The sequence below is a fragment of the Ensifer sp. PDNC004 genome (assembly GCF_016919405.1).
Taxonomy (GTDB): Bacteria; Pseudomonadota; Alphaproteobacteria; order Rhizobiales; family Rhizobiaceae; genus Ensifer.
Genome location: NZ_CP070354.1, coordinates 380,001 through 395,440, shown reverse-complemented (window position 1 = coordinate 395,440; position 15,440 = coordinate 380,001). Strand labels below are relative to the sequence as shown.

Sequence of the window (15,440 nt, the reverse complement as noted above, 5' to 3'; positions counted from 1 at the left end):
GCGAAAAGCCGGTCTCAACTCTCGAAGATCGTGCCCGTGCCCGTCGCAGCGGCGCGGGCGGCAGCAAGCGTTGCGATGGCCGTGTCCTGAATGCCCGTGCCGGTCAGGTCCGCCACGGTGATCTGCTCGGGGCTGCTACGGCCCGGCTTGCGCCCGGCGATTATCTCGCCGAGTTCGGGGAAGATCGTGCCCTCCGTCACGAGGCCCGCTTCGATGGCATGGTGGAGTTCGCCGAGCCTGCGCGTCTGCTTGAGGCTGTCGGCGACGTAGAGGCCGACGCCGGCGACAATGGCGGGCTCGATCTCGTTTTTGTGCTCGGCGTCCGACCCCATGGCCGTGACATGCTGGCCAGGCTGGAGCCAGTCGGCCCGAAGCACCGGTGTTTCGGACGGCGTGGTGGTGACGATGATGTCGGCGCCATCGACAGCGGCGCGGCCGTCGGCCTCGGCACGAACCGGAAAGCCGAGCTTCACCGTCATGTCCGCTGCGGCGGCCTTTGCTTTTGCAACGTCTCTTGCCCAGATGCGCGCTTCGCGGATCGGCCGCACGAGGCTTAAGGCCTCGAGTTGCAACCTTGCCTGCATGCCGGCGCCGAAGATGGCGGCGACCGTGGCATCCGGGCGCGAAAGCTGCCGAGCCGCGACGGCGCCGGCGGCCGCTGTGCGCACATCCGTCAGGTAACCGTTGTCGAGCAGCACGGCCTGCACCAGGCCGGTCTTCGTCGAAAGCAGCACCATCAGGCCGTTGGTGCTCGGCAGGCCGATCTTCGGGTTATTGAAGAAGCCAGGACTGATCTTGATGGCGAAACCATCGAGGCCGGGCACGTAAGCCGTCTTCACGTCCACCTCACCGCGCGCTTCGGGAATGTCGAGCCTCAGGATCGGCGGCATGCCGACCGCCTTGGTAGCAAGCGCGCGGAACGCGTCTTCCACACAGGCAATCGCTTCAAGATCGAGCGGAACGATGCGCCTCAGTTCTGCCTCGGTGAGAATCTTCATCGTGGTCATGCCGCTGCCTCCGCCAGCGGATCGACCCCGCCATTGATGACCCGCCGATGCAGGTCCATGTCGACATTGCGGCCGGAGAGGATAACTGCCACCGGCCGATCCAGCCCGCCAAGCCGGCGGGAAAGCAGAGCTGCGATGCCGACCGCCCCTGCCCCCTCGATCACCTCGCGCTCCTGGGAATACGCATGCCGCATTCCGACGGCGATCTCGTCTTCGGAAAGCAGGATCACGTCGTCGAGCAGTGCCCGGCACATTTCGAAGGTCACGGCGTTATCGAGGCCGATGCCGCCACCGAGGGAGTCGGCAAGGCTCGCCACCTCCTCGACGGCAACGGGCCCTCCGGCGTCGAGACTGGCCTTCATCGCAGCACCTCGCTCCATGGTGAGGCCGATGACGCGGGTCTTCGGTGACCGCCCTTTCACCGCCGCGGCGACACCCGCCGCAAGCCCACCGCCCGAAAGCGGCACAAGCACCGTCGCCACGTCCGGCATCGCTTCAAGGATCTCCAGCCCGAGCGTGCCCTGGCCGGCAACGACAGCCCGGTTATCGAACGGTGCCACCATGACGAGACCGTCTTCAGCAACCAGGCGATCCACCTCAAGCTGCGCCTCGTCCTGCGATTTTCCGACGATCCGGACATTGGCGCCGAGCCTGCGGATCTCCGACACCTTGTTGTCGGGCACAAGCCTGGACATGCAGATTGTCGCAATCGAACCTTCAGTCCTGGCGGCATGGGCGAGCGCCCGACCATGATTGCCGGTCGAGGCAGCGACGACGCCCCTTGCCCGCTCCTCAGGCGTCAGCGAGAGCACGGCATTCGTGGCGCCGCGGAGCTTGAAGCTGCCCGTCGTCTGGTGGTGTTCGAGCTTGAGGCCGACAAGCACACCGCAGCGTTCGGAGAGCGACGCGGAAGGTACGAGAGGCGTATTCAAGACCCGACCGTCGATGCGCCGGGCCGCCTGTTCGATTTCCGCCAATGTTACGGCAAGGTTCGACATCGCTACCGGTCCGAATAGGCAAGCGTCATGAGGCGGCCGAGTTCCGGCCGCGCGGCTTCATTGCCGCAGAGCCGCAGGCACGCCCAGGCGGTGGCGAGGTTGCTGGTAACGACAGGCTTGCCGATGATGGCCTCGATCTCTGCCGCGACGCTTGCCGCGCGCACAGCCGTGCAGGATATGAAGAGTGCGTCGCTATCGGGTGCAGTCGCTTGTCTCGCGAAGGCAACGATTTCGTCCGGAGAAATGCGCGCCATCTCCCGGTCGTCGTTAAGACCAAGGCATGTGAAACGGGCGATGTCGAAGCCGAGGGACAGGAAATAGTCGGCCATCGGCTTGCTGGTCTCGATCGTATAGGGCGTGAGCACCGAAATGCGCTTGGCGCCGAACGCCTTGAGACCAGAGACGGCCGCCGCAGTCGGCGTGACGACGGCGGCACTCGGTTTGGCGGCGCGCACGGCCGCTTCCACTTCCGCGTCGCCGATGACGACGGAGGCGGAGGTGCAGGAATACATGACGACGTCGAGGGGCTCGTCCGGCAGGATCAGCGTGGCCGCTGAGGTCAGCGAGGGCTGCATGGCGCGCAGGTTTTCCGGCGTCACCGGGTTTGCGTAAGGAATGCGCGTTGTGTAGACGCCGATCCGCTCGCTTGCCACCATACGCTGAAAGTCTACTTCCGTGGTGTGGTCGGTCGCAAGGATGATCAGCCCGACGCGCTTTTCGAGCGGACGCTCATCCAGCTTCGGCATGCGCGAGGCGAGAGTAAGGTCGAACGTCTGCATCAGCGCTCCTCCACTCGGGCGTAGCGTTCTTCCAGCCAGCGCAGGAAGACGACGGAGATCAGGCTCATGATCAGGAAGAAGACCCCGACAAGCGTCATCGGCTCGATATAGCGATAGCTGCTGTTGGCGACGCTTTTCGCCTGGTTCATCAACTCGAGCACGGTGATGGCGGAAAGCAGCGGCGTCTCCTTGAACATGGCGATCAGATAGTTGGCGAGCGCCGGGATCATCGGCGGGATCGCCTGCGGCAGGATGACGTGGATCCAGGTCTGTCGGCCGGTGAGGTTCGTCGCCCTGGCCGCCTCCCATTGGCCGCGCGGCACGTTCTCGATACCAGCGCGGTAGACCTCCGCCGCATAGGTCCCATAGTGAAGCCCGAGGCCGATGATGCCGGCGAGCATTGCCGGCAGGCGGATGCCGATATCCGGCAACACGAAGAAGATGAAGTAGAGCTGCACCAGAAGCGGCGTGCCGCGAATGAACTCCACGATGAAGCCCGTGGCCTTCGCAATCGGCCTGGGCGCGGTCATGCGCAGGATGGCAAAGACGAGGCCGATGACGGCGGCAAGTGCTGCGCCGAACACGGTCGCCAGAATGGTGATCTTCAGGCCCTCAAGCAGGGTCGGCATGATTTCCCAGACGAAATTCCAATCCCATTCCATCGTCAGGTCCTCACGCCATCAAGGCCACGCGTTACCCGGCGCTCCAGCCAGCGCATGCCGTTGGAGATGGCGAGTGCCATCAGGAAGTAGAGTACGAGGATCGTTGCGAAAGGAATGAGCGTGCTGCCGGTCTGGGCGCGGACCACCTGGGCCTGAAAGGTCATGTCGGTGAGCGAGATCAGCGACACGACGGCTGTACCCTTCAAAAGCTCGATCGCGTTGTTGCAGAAGGTCGGGAGCATCAACGGCAGAGCCTGCGGAAGGATAATGTAACGCATCGACTGATAGCGCGAGAGATTGAGCGCTATGCAGGCCTCGCGTTGCTCGCGACCGATAGCCTTGACGGCGCCGCGCACGACCTCCGCCCCATAGGCTCCCACATTCAGTCCCAGCGCCAGCACGCCGGCCTGAAGCGGCGACAGGGTGACGCCGGCGAATGGCAGCACGAAATAGACCCAGAAAAGCTGAACGAAGATCGACGTGCCGCGGAAAAACTCGATATAGGTGGTGGCAAGCGCGCGAACCACAAGAAAGCGGCTGACGCGCCCGAGACCGGCGACGAATGCCATGACGACGGCGAGCATCGAGCCGAGCACGGTAAGCTCAAGCGTCACCAGCGCGCCTTCAAGGATCAGCCCTATGTAACCAGACCAGTCGGTCATCGATCTTCCAACTACGGGGGAGTGGATTGCCTCTCCCCGGCTCGGGAAGAGGCCGAATTGCTGCGGCGCTTACTTGGCGGCGCAGAGCTTTTCGCGGGTCGTCGACATCGCGGCTGCGGCCGAGAAACCATAGGGCTCGATGATCTTGGCAAATTCGCCCGATTGCTTGAGCTTTGCCAGTTCCACGTCGAAGGCGTCGCGCAGGGCTTCCTCACCCTTCTTGAAGGCCGCGCCGTCGCAATAGACTGGAGCACCTTCAACCGGTGCCACGACTTCGACGCTGGGGTCGTTCGCCTTGGCGACAAGAGCGTTGACGGAAAGCACCGGCAGCGAATAGACGTCGATACGGCCGTCCTGCAGCATCTTCAGCCCGCTTTGGCCATCCGGCACGACAATGACGCGGTCGCGCGGGACACCGGCTTCAAGCGCGAGCTTTTCTTCCGTACCGCCACCTGGCGCACCGATCTTTGCGTCTGGATTGTCGGCGATGTCCTTGTAGCTCTTTAGCTTCAGCGGGTTGCCCTTTTTCAGCGCGAAGGCTTCGGCGTCGCACAGGATCGGTTCTGAATAGGCAACGGCGTTGCACCGTTCCGGCTTCATGAAGAGGCCGGCAGTGATGACGTCGTGGCGGCCGGCCTGCAGACCCGGGATCATCGCGCCGTATTCCGAGATCGAGGCGACGATGTCTTCGACCCCGAGGCGTTTGAAGACCTCACGTGCGACGTCCGGAGCCGCGCCGGAAACCTTCCCGTCGGCTGCAACTGCCGTAAAGGGCGGCTCGTTGGCGATGGCAACGCGGGCGAAACCCTGTTCCTTCAGTTCCTCAAGCTTGCCGTCGGCCCAGGCTGGTGCTGCGGCGAGCATTGCCGCCAGGGCGCCCGTGCTGGCGGTTATGGTCAAAAAGGTTCTCATGCTCATAGTTGCGAACTCCTCTGGCTGTCCCTGGTTTTTGTTTGGAGCCTTGTTTCCGGGCGGCAAAGCCGCTCAGACGCGGTGCCCTGCCGCGATGATCTTGCGCAGGAAGGTCTGCGTGCGTTCCTGCTTGGGTGCGCGGAAAATCTCGTCGGGCTTGCCCTCTTCGACTATTCTGCCGCGGTCGAAAAAGAGAATGCGGTCGGCAAAATCATGGGCGAAGCCCATCTCATGCGTGACGAGCAGCATGGTCATGTCTGTTTCGACCGCGAGCTTGCGCATGACATTCAGCACTTCTTCGACGAGTTCCGGGTCGAGCGCCGAGGTCACCTCATCAAAAAGCATGATCTTTGGCGAAAGAGCCAGCGCCCGGGCAATCGCAACGCGCTGCTTCTGTCCGCCGGACAATTGCGCCGGCATGCTCTTTGCCTTGTCGGCCATGCCCACCATGTCGAGAAGCTCCATCGCCCGCTTCTCCGCCGCGGCCTTCGCCATGCCTTTCGTCAGCATCGGCGCCAGCGTGACATTGTCGAGCACGCACTTGTGCGGGAAGAGATTGAAGTGCTGGAAGACCATGCCGATCTTCTCGCGCATCTTGTGCAGATGGCGGTCATCGGCCGGCGCGAGACTGCCGTTCTTCGGCATGTGATAGAGCTGGTCGCCGTCGACCTCGATATGGCCGGCGCTGATCGCCTCCAATGTCATGAGAATGCGCAGGATCGTAGTCTTGCCGGATCCGGAGGGACCGATCAGCGCTAGCTTTTCGCCCGGCAGCACGTCCATCGACAGACCGTCGAGTACGGTCAAGGGACCGTAGCGTTTGGTGATGTTGTCGATGCGGATGATCGGCGCTGCCATGCATGTCTCTCCCTATTGAGACAAGTGATGGCGCAACGATGCGCGGCAATCAAAATCATGTCAATGTCAATAATAATATCAGTACAATTATTCTGACATCGCCCATTTGAGAGGCAGATCACTCAAATCGCGAGCAACAGCGCTTCCGGATTTCCGCTGGCGAGTGAGGCGAGAATGCCAAGTCCAGTGCGCAATTCCTGCTCGGTGGTCGAGCCGAGCGAGATGCGCACCGCCGGCTGCCAGCCCTGGTCGGCCGTGCGGAACGAAGAACCGGGCGCTATCGCCACACCGCGCAGACGCGCCTGGGAGACGAAGCCGTCTTCCGTATGCCCTTCCGGCAACGGCAGCCACACATGTAAGCTCTGTGGATGGGTATAATAGGGCAAGCCGGCGAGCGCCTCCTCGGCGATCGCGTGACGAACGCCAAGTGCCCGGCGCTGCCAATTGACAAGTTCCATCGCCGTGCCGTCGCTGACCCAGAGGGTCGCGATCTCGGCGATTGAGGGCGTCGCCATCCAGTTGGAGACGAGATGGCGGTTGGCAACCGCTGCGACGTAACGATCCGGGGCGGCGAGATAGCCAATGCGCAGGCCCGGTACCGTGATCTTCGTGAAGCTGGTGACGTAGAGGGTGCGCTCCGGCGCATAGGCCGCAATCGGCGGCGCCCGACCTTCCACAAGCGGCCCCAGGATGTCGTTCTCGATGATCGCGATATCGTGGCGCCGTGCGACGTCGGCAAGCGCCTGCCGGCGCTCAGGCCCCATCAAGGCCGCGGTCGGATTGATCACCGAGGGCTGGAGAAAGACGGCGCGGATGACGCCCGTGCGGCAAGCTTCATCCAGCGCCTCGGGGATCATGCCTTCGCGATCGATCGGCAAGCCCTCGAGATGAAGGCCAAGATAGCTGGAAAGCGGCACGAGCGTGTGGTGGCTGATCGCTTCCGTCGCAACGGTCGAGCCTGGCGGAGCAACGCTCATCAGCGCCACTGTCATGCCCGAGGTGGCGCCGTTGGTGAGGCTGATGTTGAGCGGAGACACATCCAGTCCACAACGCGACAGCCATTCGGCTGCGACGTTACGATGGCGCGGGAAAACCATGTTGGGCCGGAAGGAAAGCGCCGAACTCGACGGAAGGTTTTCCGCCAGCCACCCGAAGGCTCCGCGCATGCGCTCCAGATGCAGCTGTTCGCACACGGGCTTGAGGATCGAAAGGTCGACAAGCTCGCCAAGACGCTCGGGCAGATAAGGCGGCTCAGGCTCTTTCGGCCTTGTCTGCACGAAGGAGCCGCGACCGATTTCGCCGGAAATGAGCCCCCGTCGGATCAGCTCGTCATAGGCACGACTGACGGTCTGCACGGAAAGCTTCAGGTCGTCGGCGAGCTTGCGATGAGGCAGAAGGCGCGTCCCGTTCGGCAAGTGCCCTTCCTGGATGGCGCGAGCGATCTGTTCGGCGAGAGAGAGATAAGCCGGCCGGCGCAACTGGGATATATCGGGTCGCCAATTTGTCATGATTTTAACAGTGCTCAAAATCAGTTCAATTGACAACGCCAAAATGGTTTCCCATTGTCTTTTCCTCCACTTTGACACGATCCCCGCCCGGAGGGCGCCCTGAATGAAACTCGACGCCATCGACCTGCGTATCCTGGAGGCGATCCAGGAGAACGGGCGCATCACCAAGCTGGCGCTGGCGGAACGGGCGGGCCTCTCACCAACGCCCTGCTGGCTGCGTCTGCGCAAACTTGAGAAGGCAGGCATCGTCGCAGGCTATCACGCACGCGTTGCCGTCAGACGCGTTGCGCCTGTTGCCAGCGTCATGATGGAGGTGACGCTTGCCAACCATCGGCAGGTGGATTTCGAGCGTTTCGAACGCGCTGTCGCGACAACGCCAGAAATCGTGGCCTGCTGGTCGGTCGGCGGTGGCGTCGATTACATCCTGAAGATCATGGCCCCCGACATCGACGCCTACCAGCGTCTTGTCGACAGCCTACTCGACCGCGAACTCGGTATCGACCGCTACTTCACCTACATCGTCACCAAGACGGTGAAGGAGGAGACCGCGCTTCCGCTGGAGACGTTGCTTCCCGCGTCTGAATAGAGAGATTGTCTACGGCCGCCCCCATCTTTGGCCAAAGTCTCTGGTGGCCACCCCGGCAATAGACAATCTGTCGCGCGCCCTCTGGCAGACTTCCTCCACCAACAGGAGGAGGCCGCCATGACCGCCGTATTTGCCCGAACGACCTTTCACGACGCGCTTGCCCGCCTTGCCGATCCTCATCTGCTCAGGGAACTCGCCTATGTCGGTGGTCGATGGATCTCTGGCCGTGACGGCGCAAGCTTCAAGGTGACGGATCCCGCCTCGGCGGCGACGCTTGCCTGGGTCGCCGCCCTTGATGGTGAGCAGACCGGGGAGGCCATTTCGGCGGCGCGTGACGCGCTGCCCGCCTGGCGCAGCATGCTGCCGCAGCAGCGCGCCGCGATCCTGCGCAAGTGGCACGACCTGATGCTGAAGGCGCGCGAGGATCTTGCCCTCTTGATGACCCTGGAGCAGGGCAAGCCCCTTGCCGAGTCCCGCGGCGAGATCGACTACGCGGCCTCGTTCATCGAATGGTACGCGGAGGAAGGAAAGCGGCTGAATGTGGAAAGCGTCACCAGCCATCTGCCCGGAGCAGAGATGATCGTGCGGCGCGAGGCGCTCGGTGTCGTCGGGATCGTGACGCCGTGGAACTTCCCCTCCGCCATGATCACACGCAAGGCCGCTGCCGCGCTCGCAGCTGGCTGCACGGTGGTTGCGCATCCCTCCAGCGAAACACCGCTTTCGGCACTCGCCCTTGCCGAACTCGGCGAACGGGCCGGAATTCCCGCGGGCGTCTTCAATGTTGTGACCGGAGACGCCGCCACCATCGTCGGCCGCATGAACGCCGATCCGCGCATTCGCGCCATGAGCTTCACCGGCTCGACGGAGATCGGCAAGCTGATTGCAGGCCAGTGCGCGGAGACCATGAAGCGGCTGGTCATGGAACTCGGCGGCCATGCGCCGCTGATCGTCTTCGCCGACGCCGATGTGGAGAAGGCAGCCGACATCGCCGTCGCCGCGAAGTTCGCGACCTCCGGCCAGGATTGCCTCGCCGCCAACCGCATCTATGTCGAACGGCCCGTCGTTGCGGCCTTTACCAAGGCGTTTCAGGTTCGCATCGAAGCGCTGAAGGTTGCCTCGGGCCTCGACCCAGACGCCGAGATCGGTCCTCTGATGCACGAGCGTGCCGTCGCCAAGGTGGAAGAACAGGTCGCCGATGCGTTGAAACGCGGCGCGAAGCTCCTCACCGGTGGCAAGCGCCACAAGGCAGGCCCTCTGTTCTTCGAGCCGACCCTTTTGACGGATGTACCGAACGAAGCGCTGATCATGCGTGAGGAGACCTTCGGCCCGGTTGCCGCCGTCTCCGCCTTCGACACCGAGAGCGAAGTGATCGCCCGGGCAAACGACACCGAATACGGCCTCGTCGCCTATGTCGTCACCGAGAACGGCGCACGCCAGATGCGTCTTGCGCGGGCTTTGGAATACGGGATGGTCGCGATCAATCGGGTGAAAATCACCGGCGGACCGATCCCCTTCGGCGGCTGGAAACAGTCGGGCCTTGGCCGCGAAGGCTCCCGCCACGGCATCGAGGCCTTCACCGAACTCAAATATCTCTGCATCGACACGGCCGCCTGAACGGGCGCGCCACATTTCATACGCGAAAGGAAAGACCATGCTCGAAAAAAGCAACGAACTCAGCGCCTGGGACCGTGATCACTTCTTCCACCCCTCCACGCATATGGGCATGCATGCGCGCGGCGAAACACCGACCCGGGTGATCGGCGGCGGCGAAGGTGTGTACATTACCGACACCAGCGGCAGAACGAGCCTCGATGCTTTTGCAGGTCTCTACTGCGTCAATGTCGGCTACGGCCGGCAGAAGATCGCCGACGCGATTGCCGAGCAGGCGAAGAATCTCGCCTACTATCACGCCTATGTCGGCCACGGCACGGAAGCCTCGATCACGCTCTCGAAGATGATTATCGACCGCGCGCCGGAAGGCATGAGCCGCGTCTATTTCGGTCTTTCAGGCTCCGATGCAAACGAGACCAACATCAAGCTGATCTGGTACTACAACAACATCCTCGGTCGGCCGGACAAAAAGAAGATCATCTCTCGCTGGCGCGGCTATCACGGCTCCGGCGTTATGACGGGCTCGCTGACCGGACTGCATCTCTTCCACACCGCCTTTGACCTGCCCCGCGCACCGATCCTGCACACGGAAGCACCCTACTTCTTCCGCCGTCCGGATCGCTCGATGGATGAAGAGCAGTTCTCGCAATATTGCGCCGACAAGCTTGAGGAAATGATCCTGGGCGAAGGCCCGGAGACGATCGCCGCCTTTATCGGTGAGCCGATCCTCGGTACGGGCGGTATCGTGCCGCCGCCGAAGGGTTACTGGCAGAAGATCCAGGCCGTGCTCAAAAAATACGACATCCTGCTCGTCGCCGACGAAGTGGTGACCGGGTTCGGGCGTCTCGGCACGATGTTCGGATCCGACCACTATGGTATGAAGCCCGACCTCATCACCATTGCCAAGGGGCTGACCTCGGCCTACGCACCGCTTTCCGGCGCGATCGTATCGGAAAAGATGTGGCAGGTGCTGGTGCAAGGCGCCGACGAACTGGGCGCGATCGGCCACGGCTGGACCTATTCCGCCCATCCGATCTGCGCCGCCGCGGGCGTTGCCAATCTCGAACTGATCGACGAGTTGGGCCTGGTTGAAAACGCCGGCAGCACCGGCGCCTACTTCCGCGCGGAGTTGGCGAAGGCGCTCGCCAATCACAGGCATGTGGGCGAGGTGCGTGGCGATGGTCTGATGGCCGCAATCGAGTTCGTTGAGGACAAGGACGACCGGGTCTTTTTCGATCCGGCAGAGAAGATCGGCCCGCAAGTGGCGGCCGCCCTGCTTGAGCGCGGCGTCATCGGCCGCGCCATGCCTCAAGGCGATATCCTCGGCTTTGCGCCACCGCTTTGCCTCACCATGGACGAGGCCGATATTGTCGTCAAAGCGGCGGCCGATGCCGTCGCGTCAGTCCTGGATAAAGCATAGGCGCAGCAGCCATAGATGCCTCAGTCTTGAACCCTGTCGTCGATGGGGCGGGAAACTCCCGCGCCATCGACGACTGCCAGGCCTGCGTGAAGTTGAAGCCTAGACGGTGAGCGTGAATGTGGACCCCCCGCGGATATCGGGCCGAGCTGCCCCGACAACGGCTCGGAGAACGAAGAGGCAATTCGTATACCCTATTGGATCGGCATCGAAAATCGGCCTGCGAGTCGTGTTGACTCTGGCCTTCACTCGGTTGAAAAAAGGACGATCTTAAAAAAAGGATTACTAATGCCTGAAGAAAACACGACGCCAACCACCCTGGTTGCCGAGGGCTCAGCGACTGTGCACACACCTGAACGCGGAAAGCGAAGCACAGCAAAACGTCAAAATGCGGCCGGGGAAACGAAGAGCGCGACTTCGACGGCAACAGCATCAAAGCCCTCCGCCAAGTCCAGAAAATTCAGCGAACAAGAAAAACTCGAGAAGCTCAGGCAGATCGGGGCACAGGTCGCTGACGGCGCGAGTACGATGAAAGATGCGATCAAAAGTGCCGGAATATCCGAGCAAACCTACTATAACTGGAAGGGTAGCTTGAAGGCAGATGATCAGCCGAGCAGAAAATCCGCTTCGGCCGGCGACGAGTTTGCCGAACTCGTGCAGCTCGAGGCCGAGAACCAGAAGCTGCGAAAGCTCTTGGCGGAAAAGTTGCGCGCGGAGAATGCCGAGTTGCGCAAGAAGCTTGGCATCGATTGAGGCAGGGAGAAGCCACGCGCTGAGCGCTGTGGCTCCACTGCTCCTTTAGCGGTCGGCTGTGATCCAAGCACCTGACTTTGTGCAACCAGTCGTGCCGCAGCATTTCGATCCACATTGGGTTCAAACTATATGAAAACGCCACAACGCAGGTTCGTTGTTGAGTTCAAATCCGGCCGCCGTCAGCCAAAAGTGCCAACGGGTTCGATATGGGGAAACACCGACCTCAAGACCCTCGCGCGCGAGATTGAGACCGAATCGGCTCATCTGTTCGGCCACCGAGAATTGGGCGGCAACGGTGGTACTGATCACGCCGCGGATGCTGATGTTCCGAATTTTGTGGAAGAACCGACCGTCGTGACAGCCTCCGATCCGGCCCATGCAGTGGTTGACCCGGTTGCTGGCGCACAGTCGGATGACGAAGTAGCTGGTTCCACGTCCGCCCCGCTCTTGGTCCCCAAGACCCGCAGCGCACCAAAGCAGACGTCCAGGAAGAAAGCTTCCCGCCCGGCGCCGACTACCCCTTTGGCATCCGGGGGCGAGGACCCGGATCTACAATCGAGATCGACGCCAACGACGTCTCTCGAAGAACTGGCCGCACTTGATGCGGAAAACAGTCGCCTTCGAAAATTGTTGGCGAACCAGCTCCGTGTGCAGAACGCGACGCTCAAGAGAATGCTGGAGCGGTTTTAGCTTTCGACTTGTTTGTTTTGCAGGCACGCCGAAAAGAACGCCCCACCTTCCTTGCACGGCCGCGATCGATGGCCCTTTGCACGTCCTCTTGGCTTGCGACCATTATGTCCCACTGGAGCGTGCGCTTGGGCTGAATGCGATCCTGGCGGGTTTGATCGGTTCTTTGGTCGTTGCCTGCTCTGGCGCCTTTCGGCCTGCGCCCATCTGCGTTTTTGTCGCCTTTAGAACGCGGAAAGCCCGCCGGATTTCTCCTGGCGGGCTTTAGGTTATGAGATTTGGTTGCGGGGGCAGGATTTGAACCTGCGGCCTTCAGGTTATGAGCCTGACGAGCTACCGGGCTGCTCCACCCCGCGCCATCGCGGTAAATCCCTTTGGGATTTATCCGCTCATTGCGGGTTTTGCCGAAGGCAAAATCCCGTTTAACCGGTCCGGGTTTTGCGTGCGCAAAATCCCGTTGGTTTGTCTGATCTTACTTACGCAAAAAGGCCGCTTGTTGGCGGCCCTTGTGTTTCGGCAGGGCCGAAGAGTGTGTCGAGAAGATTTCCGGCGTTTTATCTTGCGTTTTGCAGACCTGGCAGCGACCTACTCTCCCGCGTCTTAAGACGAAGTACCATCGGCGCTGGGGCGTTTCACGGCCGTGTTCGGAATGGGAACGGGTGCAGCCACCCCGCCAGAACCACCAGGTCGGCAAAGCGCAAGATTTGAGCTTGCGGGCTCAAACCGGATGAGAAGCTGGTGAGTTCGGGTTTAAGCGAACTCGTTTTGTTTTGAACACGTCGTTCATCTCGGCGAATGCTTTGCAATCGCCTTGTGATGAACACAAGCAATGGGAACGATCAAGCCAATCGAACGATTAGTACTGGTAAGCTTCATGCGTTGCCGCACTTCCACACCCAGCCTATCAACGTGGTCGTCTTCCACGGTTCTCAAGGGAATACTCGTTTTCAGGTTGGTTTCCCGCTTAGATGCCTTCAGCGGTTATCCATTCCATATATAGCTACCCTGCTATGCCCTTGGCAGGACAACAGGTCCACCAGAGATATGTCCATCCCGGTCCTCTCGTACTAGGGACAGATCCTGTCAATATTCCTACACCCACGGCAGATAGGGACCGAACTGTCTCACGACGTTCTGAACCCAGCTCACGTACCGCTTTAATTGGCGAACAGCCAAACCCTTGGGACCTGCTCCAGCCCCAGGATGCGATGAGCCGACATCGAGGTGCCAAACAACCCCGTCGATATGGACTCTTGGGGGTCATCAGCCTGTTATCCCCGGCGTACCTTTTATCCGTTGAGCGATGGCCCTTCCACGCGGGACCACCGGATCACTATGACCGACTTTCGTCTCTGCTCGACTTGTCAGTCTCGCAGTCAGGCGGGCTTATGCCATTGCACTCGACGACCGATTTCCGACCGGTCTGAGCCCACCATCGCGCGCCTCCGTTACTCTTTCGGAGGCGACCGCCCCAGTCAAACTACCCACCATACACTGTCCCGGATCCGGATAACGGACCGCGGTTAGACATCCATGACGATAAGGGTGGTATTTCAAGGATGGCTCCACAAGAACTGGCGTCCCTGCTTCAAAGCCTACCACCTATCCTACACATGCCGACACGAATGCCAGTGTAAAGCTATAGTAAAGGTGCACGGGGTCTTTCCGTCTGACCGCAGGAACCCCGCATCTTCACGGGGAATTCAATTTCACTGAGTCTATGCTGGAGACAGCGGGGAAGTCGTTACGCCATTCGTGCAGGTCGGAACTTACCCGACAAGGAATTTCGCTACCTTAGGACCGTTATAGTTACGGCCGCCGTTTACTGGGGCTTCGATTCAGAGCTTGCACCCCTCCTCTTAACCTTCCAGCACCGGGCAGGCGTCAGACCCTATACGTCGTCTTGCGACTTCGCAGAGCCCTGTGTTTTTGATAAACAGTCGCTACCCCCTGGTCTGTGCCACCCCATCTGACTTGCGTCAAAAAGGGTCACGCTTCTTCCGAAGTTACGCGTGCAATTTGCCGAGTTCCTTCAGCATAGTTCTCTCAAGCGCCTTGGTATACTCTACCTGACCACCTGTGTCGGTTTCGGGTACGGTCTATACGGTGGAGCTATTTCCTGGAACCGCGTCCCCGCCCAGACAATCCAATAAGTCTGAACAAGTTAAGCAATCCGTCACTACCACCAGGCCCACGAATATTAACGTGGTTCCCATCGACTACGCGTGTCCGCCTCGTCTTAGGGGCCGGCTAACCCTGCTCAGATTAACTTTAAGCAGGAACCCTTGGTCTTTCGGCGAGAGGGTCTCTCACCCTCTTTATCGTTACTCATGTCAACATTCGCACTTCCGATACCTCCAGGACCCCTCACGGGTATCCCTTCACAGGCTTACGGAACGCTCCGCTACCACACGTCTTGCGACGTATCCTCAGCTTCGGTGCATGGCTTTAGCCCCGTTACATTTTCGGCGCAAAGACCCTTATTTAGACCAGTGAGCTGTTACGCTTTCTTTAAATGATGGCTGCTTCTAAGCCAACATCCTGGTTGTTTTGGGATCCTCACATCCTTTCCCACTTAGCCATGACTTGGGGACCTTAGCTGGAGGTCAGGGTTGTTGCCCTTTTCACGACGGACGTTAGCACCCGCCGTGTGTCTGCCGACTAGTACTCCTCGGTATTCGGAGTTTGGTTAGGATCAGTAAGACGGTGAGTCCCCATAGCCCATCCAGTGCTCTACCCCCGAGGGTATTCGGTCGACGCTCTACCTAAATAGATTTCGCGGAGAACCAGCTATTTCCGAGTTTGATTGGCCTTTCACCCCTAACCACAAGTCATCCCAATCTATTGCAACAGATGCGGGTTCGGTCCTCCAGTTGGTGTTACCCAACCTTCAACCTGCTCATGGCTAGATCACTCGGTTTCGGGTCTAATGCGACGAACTGAACGCCCTGTTCAGACTCGCTTTCGCTGCGCCTTCACCTATCGGCTTAAGCTTGCTCG

13 protein-coding genes, 1 tRNA gene and 2 rRNA genes (1 of these 16 only partly in view) are annotated in these 15,440 nt (G+C 60.8%); 5 read left to right on the top strand and 11 right to left on the bottom strand.

Annotated features, from left to right (window positions below; all coding sequences use genetic code 11):
- Nucleotides 1-14: 14 nt before the first annotated feature.
- The 8 genes from eutC to JVX98_RS30170 form a co-directional block, all read right to left on the bottom strand.
- On the bottom strand, nt 15-1,007 hold the full coding sequence (eutC, locus tag JVX98_RS30205; protein ID WP_205240049.1) for an ectoine utilization protein EutC: 993 nt from the start codon (nt 1,005-1,007) through the stop codon (nt 15-17).
- On the bottom strand, nt 1,004-2,005 hold the full coding sequence (gene eutB / locus JVX98_RS30200; RefSeq protein WP_205240048.1) for a hydroxyectoine utilization dehydratase EutB: 1,002 nt from the start codon (nt 2,003-2,005) through the stop codon (nt 1,004-1,006). The genes eutC and eutB overlap by 4 nt, the downstream gene beginning before the upstream one ends.
- A gap of 2 nt (nt 2,006-2,007) precedes the next feature.
- Nucleotides 2,008-2,784: an ectoine utilization protein EutA gene (eutA, locus tag JVX98_RS30195; protein ID WP_205240047.1), complete on the bottom strand. Its 777-nt coding sequence runs from the start codon at nt 2,782-2,784 to the stop codon at nt 2,008-2,010.
- Nucleotides 2,784-3,446: an ectoine/hydroxyectoine ABC transporter permease subunit EhuD gene (gene ehuD, locus JVX98_RS30190; protein ID WP_192448351.1), complete on the bottom strand. Its 663-nt coding sequence runs from the start codon at nt 3,444-3,446 to the stop codon at nt 2,784-2,786. The genes eutA and ehuD overlap by 1 nt, the downstream gene beginning before the upstream one ends.
- Before the next feature lie 2 nt (nt 3,447-3,448).
- Complete coding sequence (gene ehuC / locus JVX98_RS30185; RefSeq protein ID WP_192448350.1) at nt 3,449-4,108, bottom strand: ectoine/hydroxyectoine ABC transporter permease subunit EhuC; 660 nt, start codon at nt 4,106-4,108, stop codon at nt 3,449-3,451.
- A gap of 69 nt (nt 4,109-4,177) precedes the next feature.
- Entirely contained in the window at nt 4,178-5,020 is an 843-nt protein-coding gene (gene ehuB, locus JVX98_RS30180) for an ectoine/hydroxyectoine ABC transporter substrate-binding protein EhuB (RefSeq protein ID WP_371826597.1), read from the bottom strand.
- 72 nt (nt 5,021-5,092) lie between these two features.
- Nucleotides 5,093-5,878, bottom strand: a complete 786-nt coding sequence (ehuA, locus tag JVX98_RS30175; RefSeq protein ID WP_043616018.1) for an ectoine/hydroxyectoine ABC transporter ATP-binding protein EhuA — start codon at nt 5,876-5,878, stop codon at nt 5,093-5,095.
- A 122-nt stretch (nt 5,879-6,000) separates the two neighbouring features.
- Nucleotides 6,001-7,422: a PLP-dependent aminotransferase family protein gene (locus JVX98_RS30170; protein WP_246765130.1), complete on the bottom strand. Its 1,422-nt coding sequence runs from the start codon at nt 7,420-7,422 to the stop codon at nt 6,001-6,003.
- A gap of 67 nt (nt 7,423-7,489) precedes the next feature.
- On the opposite strand from JVX98_RS30170, the gene JVX98_RS30165 reads away from it, so the two are divergent.
- The 5 genes from JVX98_RS30165 (at nt 7,490) to JVX98_RS30145 (ending at nt 12,443) form a co-directional block, all read left to right on the top strand.
- Nucleotides 7,490-7,972 (top strand): Lrp/AsnC family transcriptional regulator, encoded by a 483-nt coding sequence (locus tag JVX98_RS30165; RefSeq protein ID WP_205240045.1) that lies wholly within the window; start codon nt 7,490-7,492, stop codon nt 7,970-7,972.
- A 117-nt stretch (nt 7,973-8,089) separates the two neighbouring features.
- A complete protein-coding gene (locus JVX98_RS30160; protein WP_205240044.1) occupies nt 8,090-9,586 on the top strand; it encodes an NAD-dependent succinate-semialdehyde dehydrogenase in 1,497 nt (498 codons plus the stop codon).
- Nucleotides 9,587-9,623: 37 nt separating this feature from the next.
- Nucleotides 9,624-11,003: an aspartate aminotransferase family protein gene (locus JVX98_RS30155; protein ID WP_205240043.1), complete on the top strand. Its 1,380-nt coding sequence runs from the start codon at nt 9,624-9,626 to the stop codon at nt 11,001-11,003.
- A 285-nt stretch (nt 11,004-11,288) separates the two neighbouring features.
- Nucleotides 11,289-11,753, top strand: a complete 465-nt coding sequence (locus tag JVX98_RS30150; protein ID WP_371826596.1) for a transposase — start codon at nt 11,289-11,291, stop codon at nt 11,751-11,753.
- Between the two features lie 129 nt (nt 11,754-11,882).
- On the top strand, nt 11,883-12,443 hold the full coding sequence (locus tag JVX98_RS30145) for a hypothetical protein (RefSeq protein ID WP_205240042.1): 561 nt from the start codon (nt 11,883-11,885) through the stop codon (nt 12,441-12,443).
- A 276-nt stretch (nt 12,444-12,719) separates the two neighbouring features.
- On the opposite strand, the gene JVX98_RS30140 is transcribed toward JVX98_RS30145, so the two are convergent.
- From JVX98_RS30140 to JVX98_RS30130, 3 genes are all read right to left on the bottom strand, one after another.
- A tRNA-Met gene (locus JVX98_RS30140) sits at nt 12,720-12,796 on the bottom strand.
- A gap of 216 nt (nt 12,797-13,012) precedes the next feature.
- Nucleotides 13,013-13,127, bottom strand: a 5S ribosomal RNA gene (gene rrf, locus JVX98_RS30135).
- 148 nt (nt 13,128-13,275) lie between these two features.
- Nucleotides 13,276-15,440 (bottom strand): 23S ribosomal RNA (locus JVX98_RS30130) (it continues 631 nt past the right edge of the window).

What these genes read in the sequence shown, in the direction of transcription:
- eutA (WP_205240047.1), bottom strand. Translation starts at nt 2,784, where the DNA reads ATGCAGACGTTCGACCTTACTCTCGCCTCGCGCATGCCGAAGCTGGAT.
- JVX98_RS30145 (WP_205240042.1), top strand. Translation starts at nt 11,883, where the DNA reads ATGAAAACGCCACAACGCAGGTTCGTTGTTGAGTTCAAATCCGGCCGC.
- ehuA (WP_043616018.1), bottom strand. Translation starts at nt 5,878, where the DNA reads ATGGCAGCGCCGATCATCCGCATCGACAACATCACCAAACGCTACGGT.
- JVX98_RS30165 (WP_205240045.1), top strand. Translation starts at nt 7,490, where the DNA reads ATGAAACTCGACGCCATCGACCTGCGTATCCTGGAGGCGATCCAGGAG.
- ehuB (WP_371826597.1), bottom strand. Translation starts at nt 5,020, where the DNA reads ATGAGAACCTTTTTGACCATAACCGCCAGCACGGGCGCCCTGGCGGCA.
- JVX98_RS30160 (WP_205240044.1), top strand. Translation starts at nt 8,090, where the DNA reads ATGACCGCCGTATTTGCCCGAACGACCTTTCACGACGCGCTTGCCCGC.
- ehuC (WP_192448350.1), bottom strand. Translation starts at nt 4,108, where the DNA reads ATGACCGACTGGTCTGGTTACATAGGGCTGATCCTTGAAGGCGCGCTG.
- eutC (WP_205240049.1), bottom strand. Translation starts at nt 1,007, where the DNA reads ATGACCACGATGAAGATTCTCACCGAGGCAGAACTGAGGCGCATCGTT.
- JVX98_RS30150 (WP_371826596.1), top strand. Translation starts at nt 11,289, where the DNA reads ATGCCTGAAGAAAACACGACGCCAACCACCCTGGTTGCCGAGGGCTCA.
- ehuD (WP_192448351.1), bottom strand. Translation starts at nt 3,446, where the DNA reads ATGGAATGGGATTGGAATTTCGTCTGGGAAATCATGCCGACCCTGCTT.
- eutB (WP_205240048.1), bottom strand. Translation starts at nt 2,005, where the DNA reads ATGTCGAACCTTGCCGTAACATTGGCGGAAATCGAACAGGCGGCCCGG.
- JVX98_RS30155 (WP_205240043.1), top strand. Translation starts at nt 9,624, where the DNA reads ATGCTCGAAAAAAGCAACGAACTCAGCGCCTGGGACCGTGATCACTTC.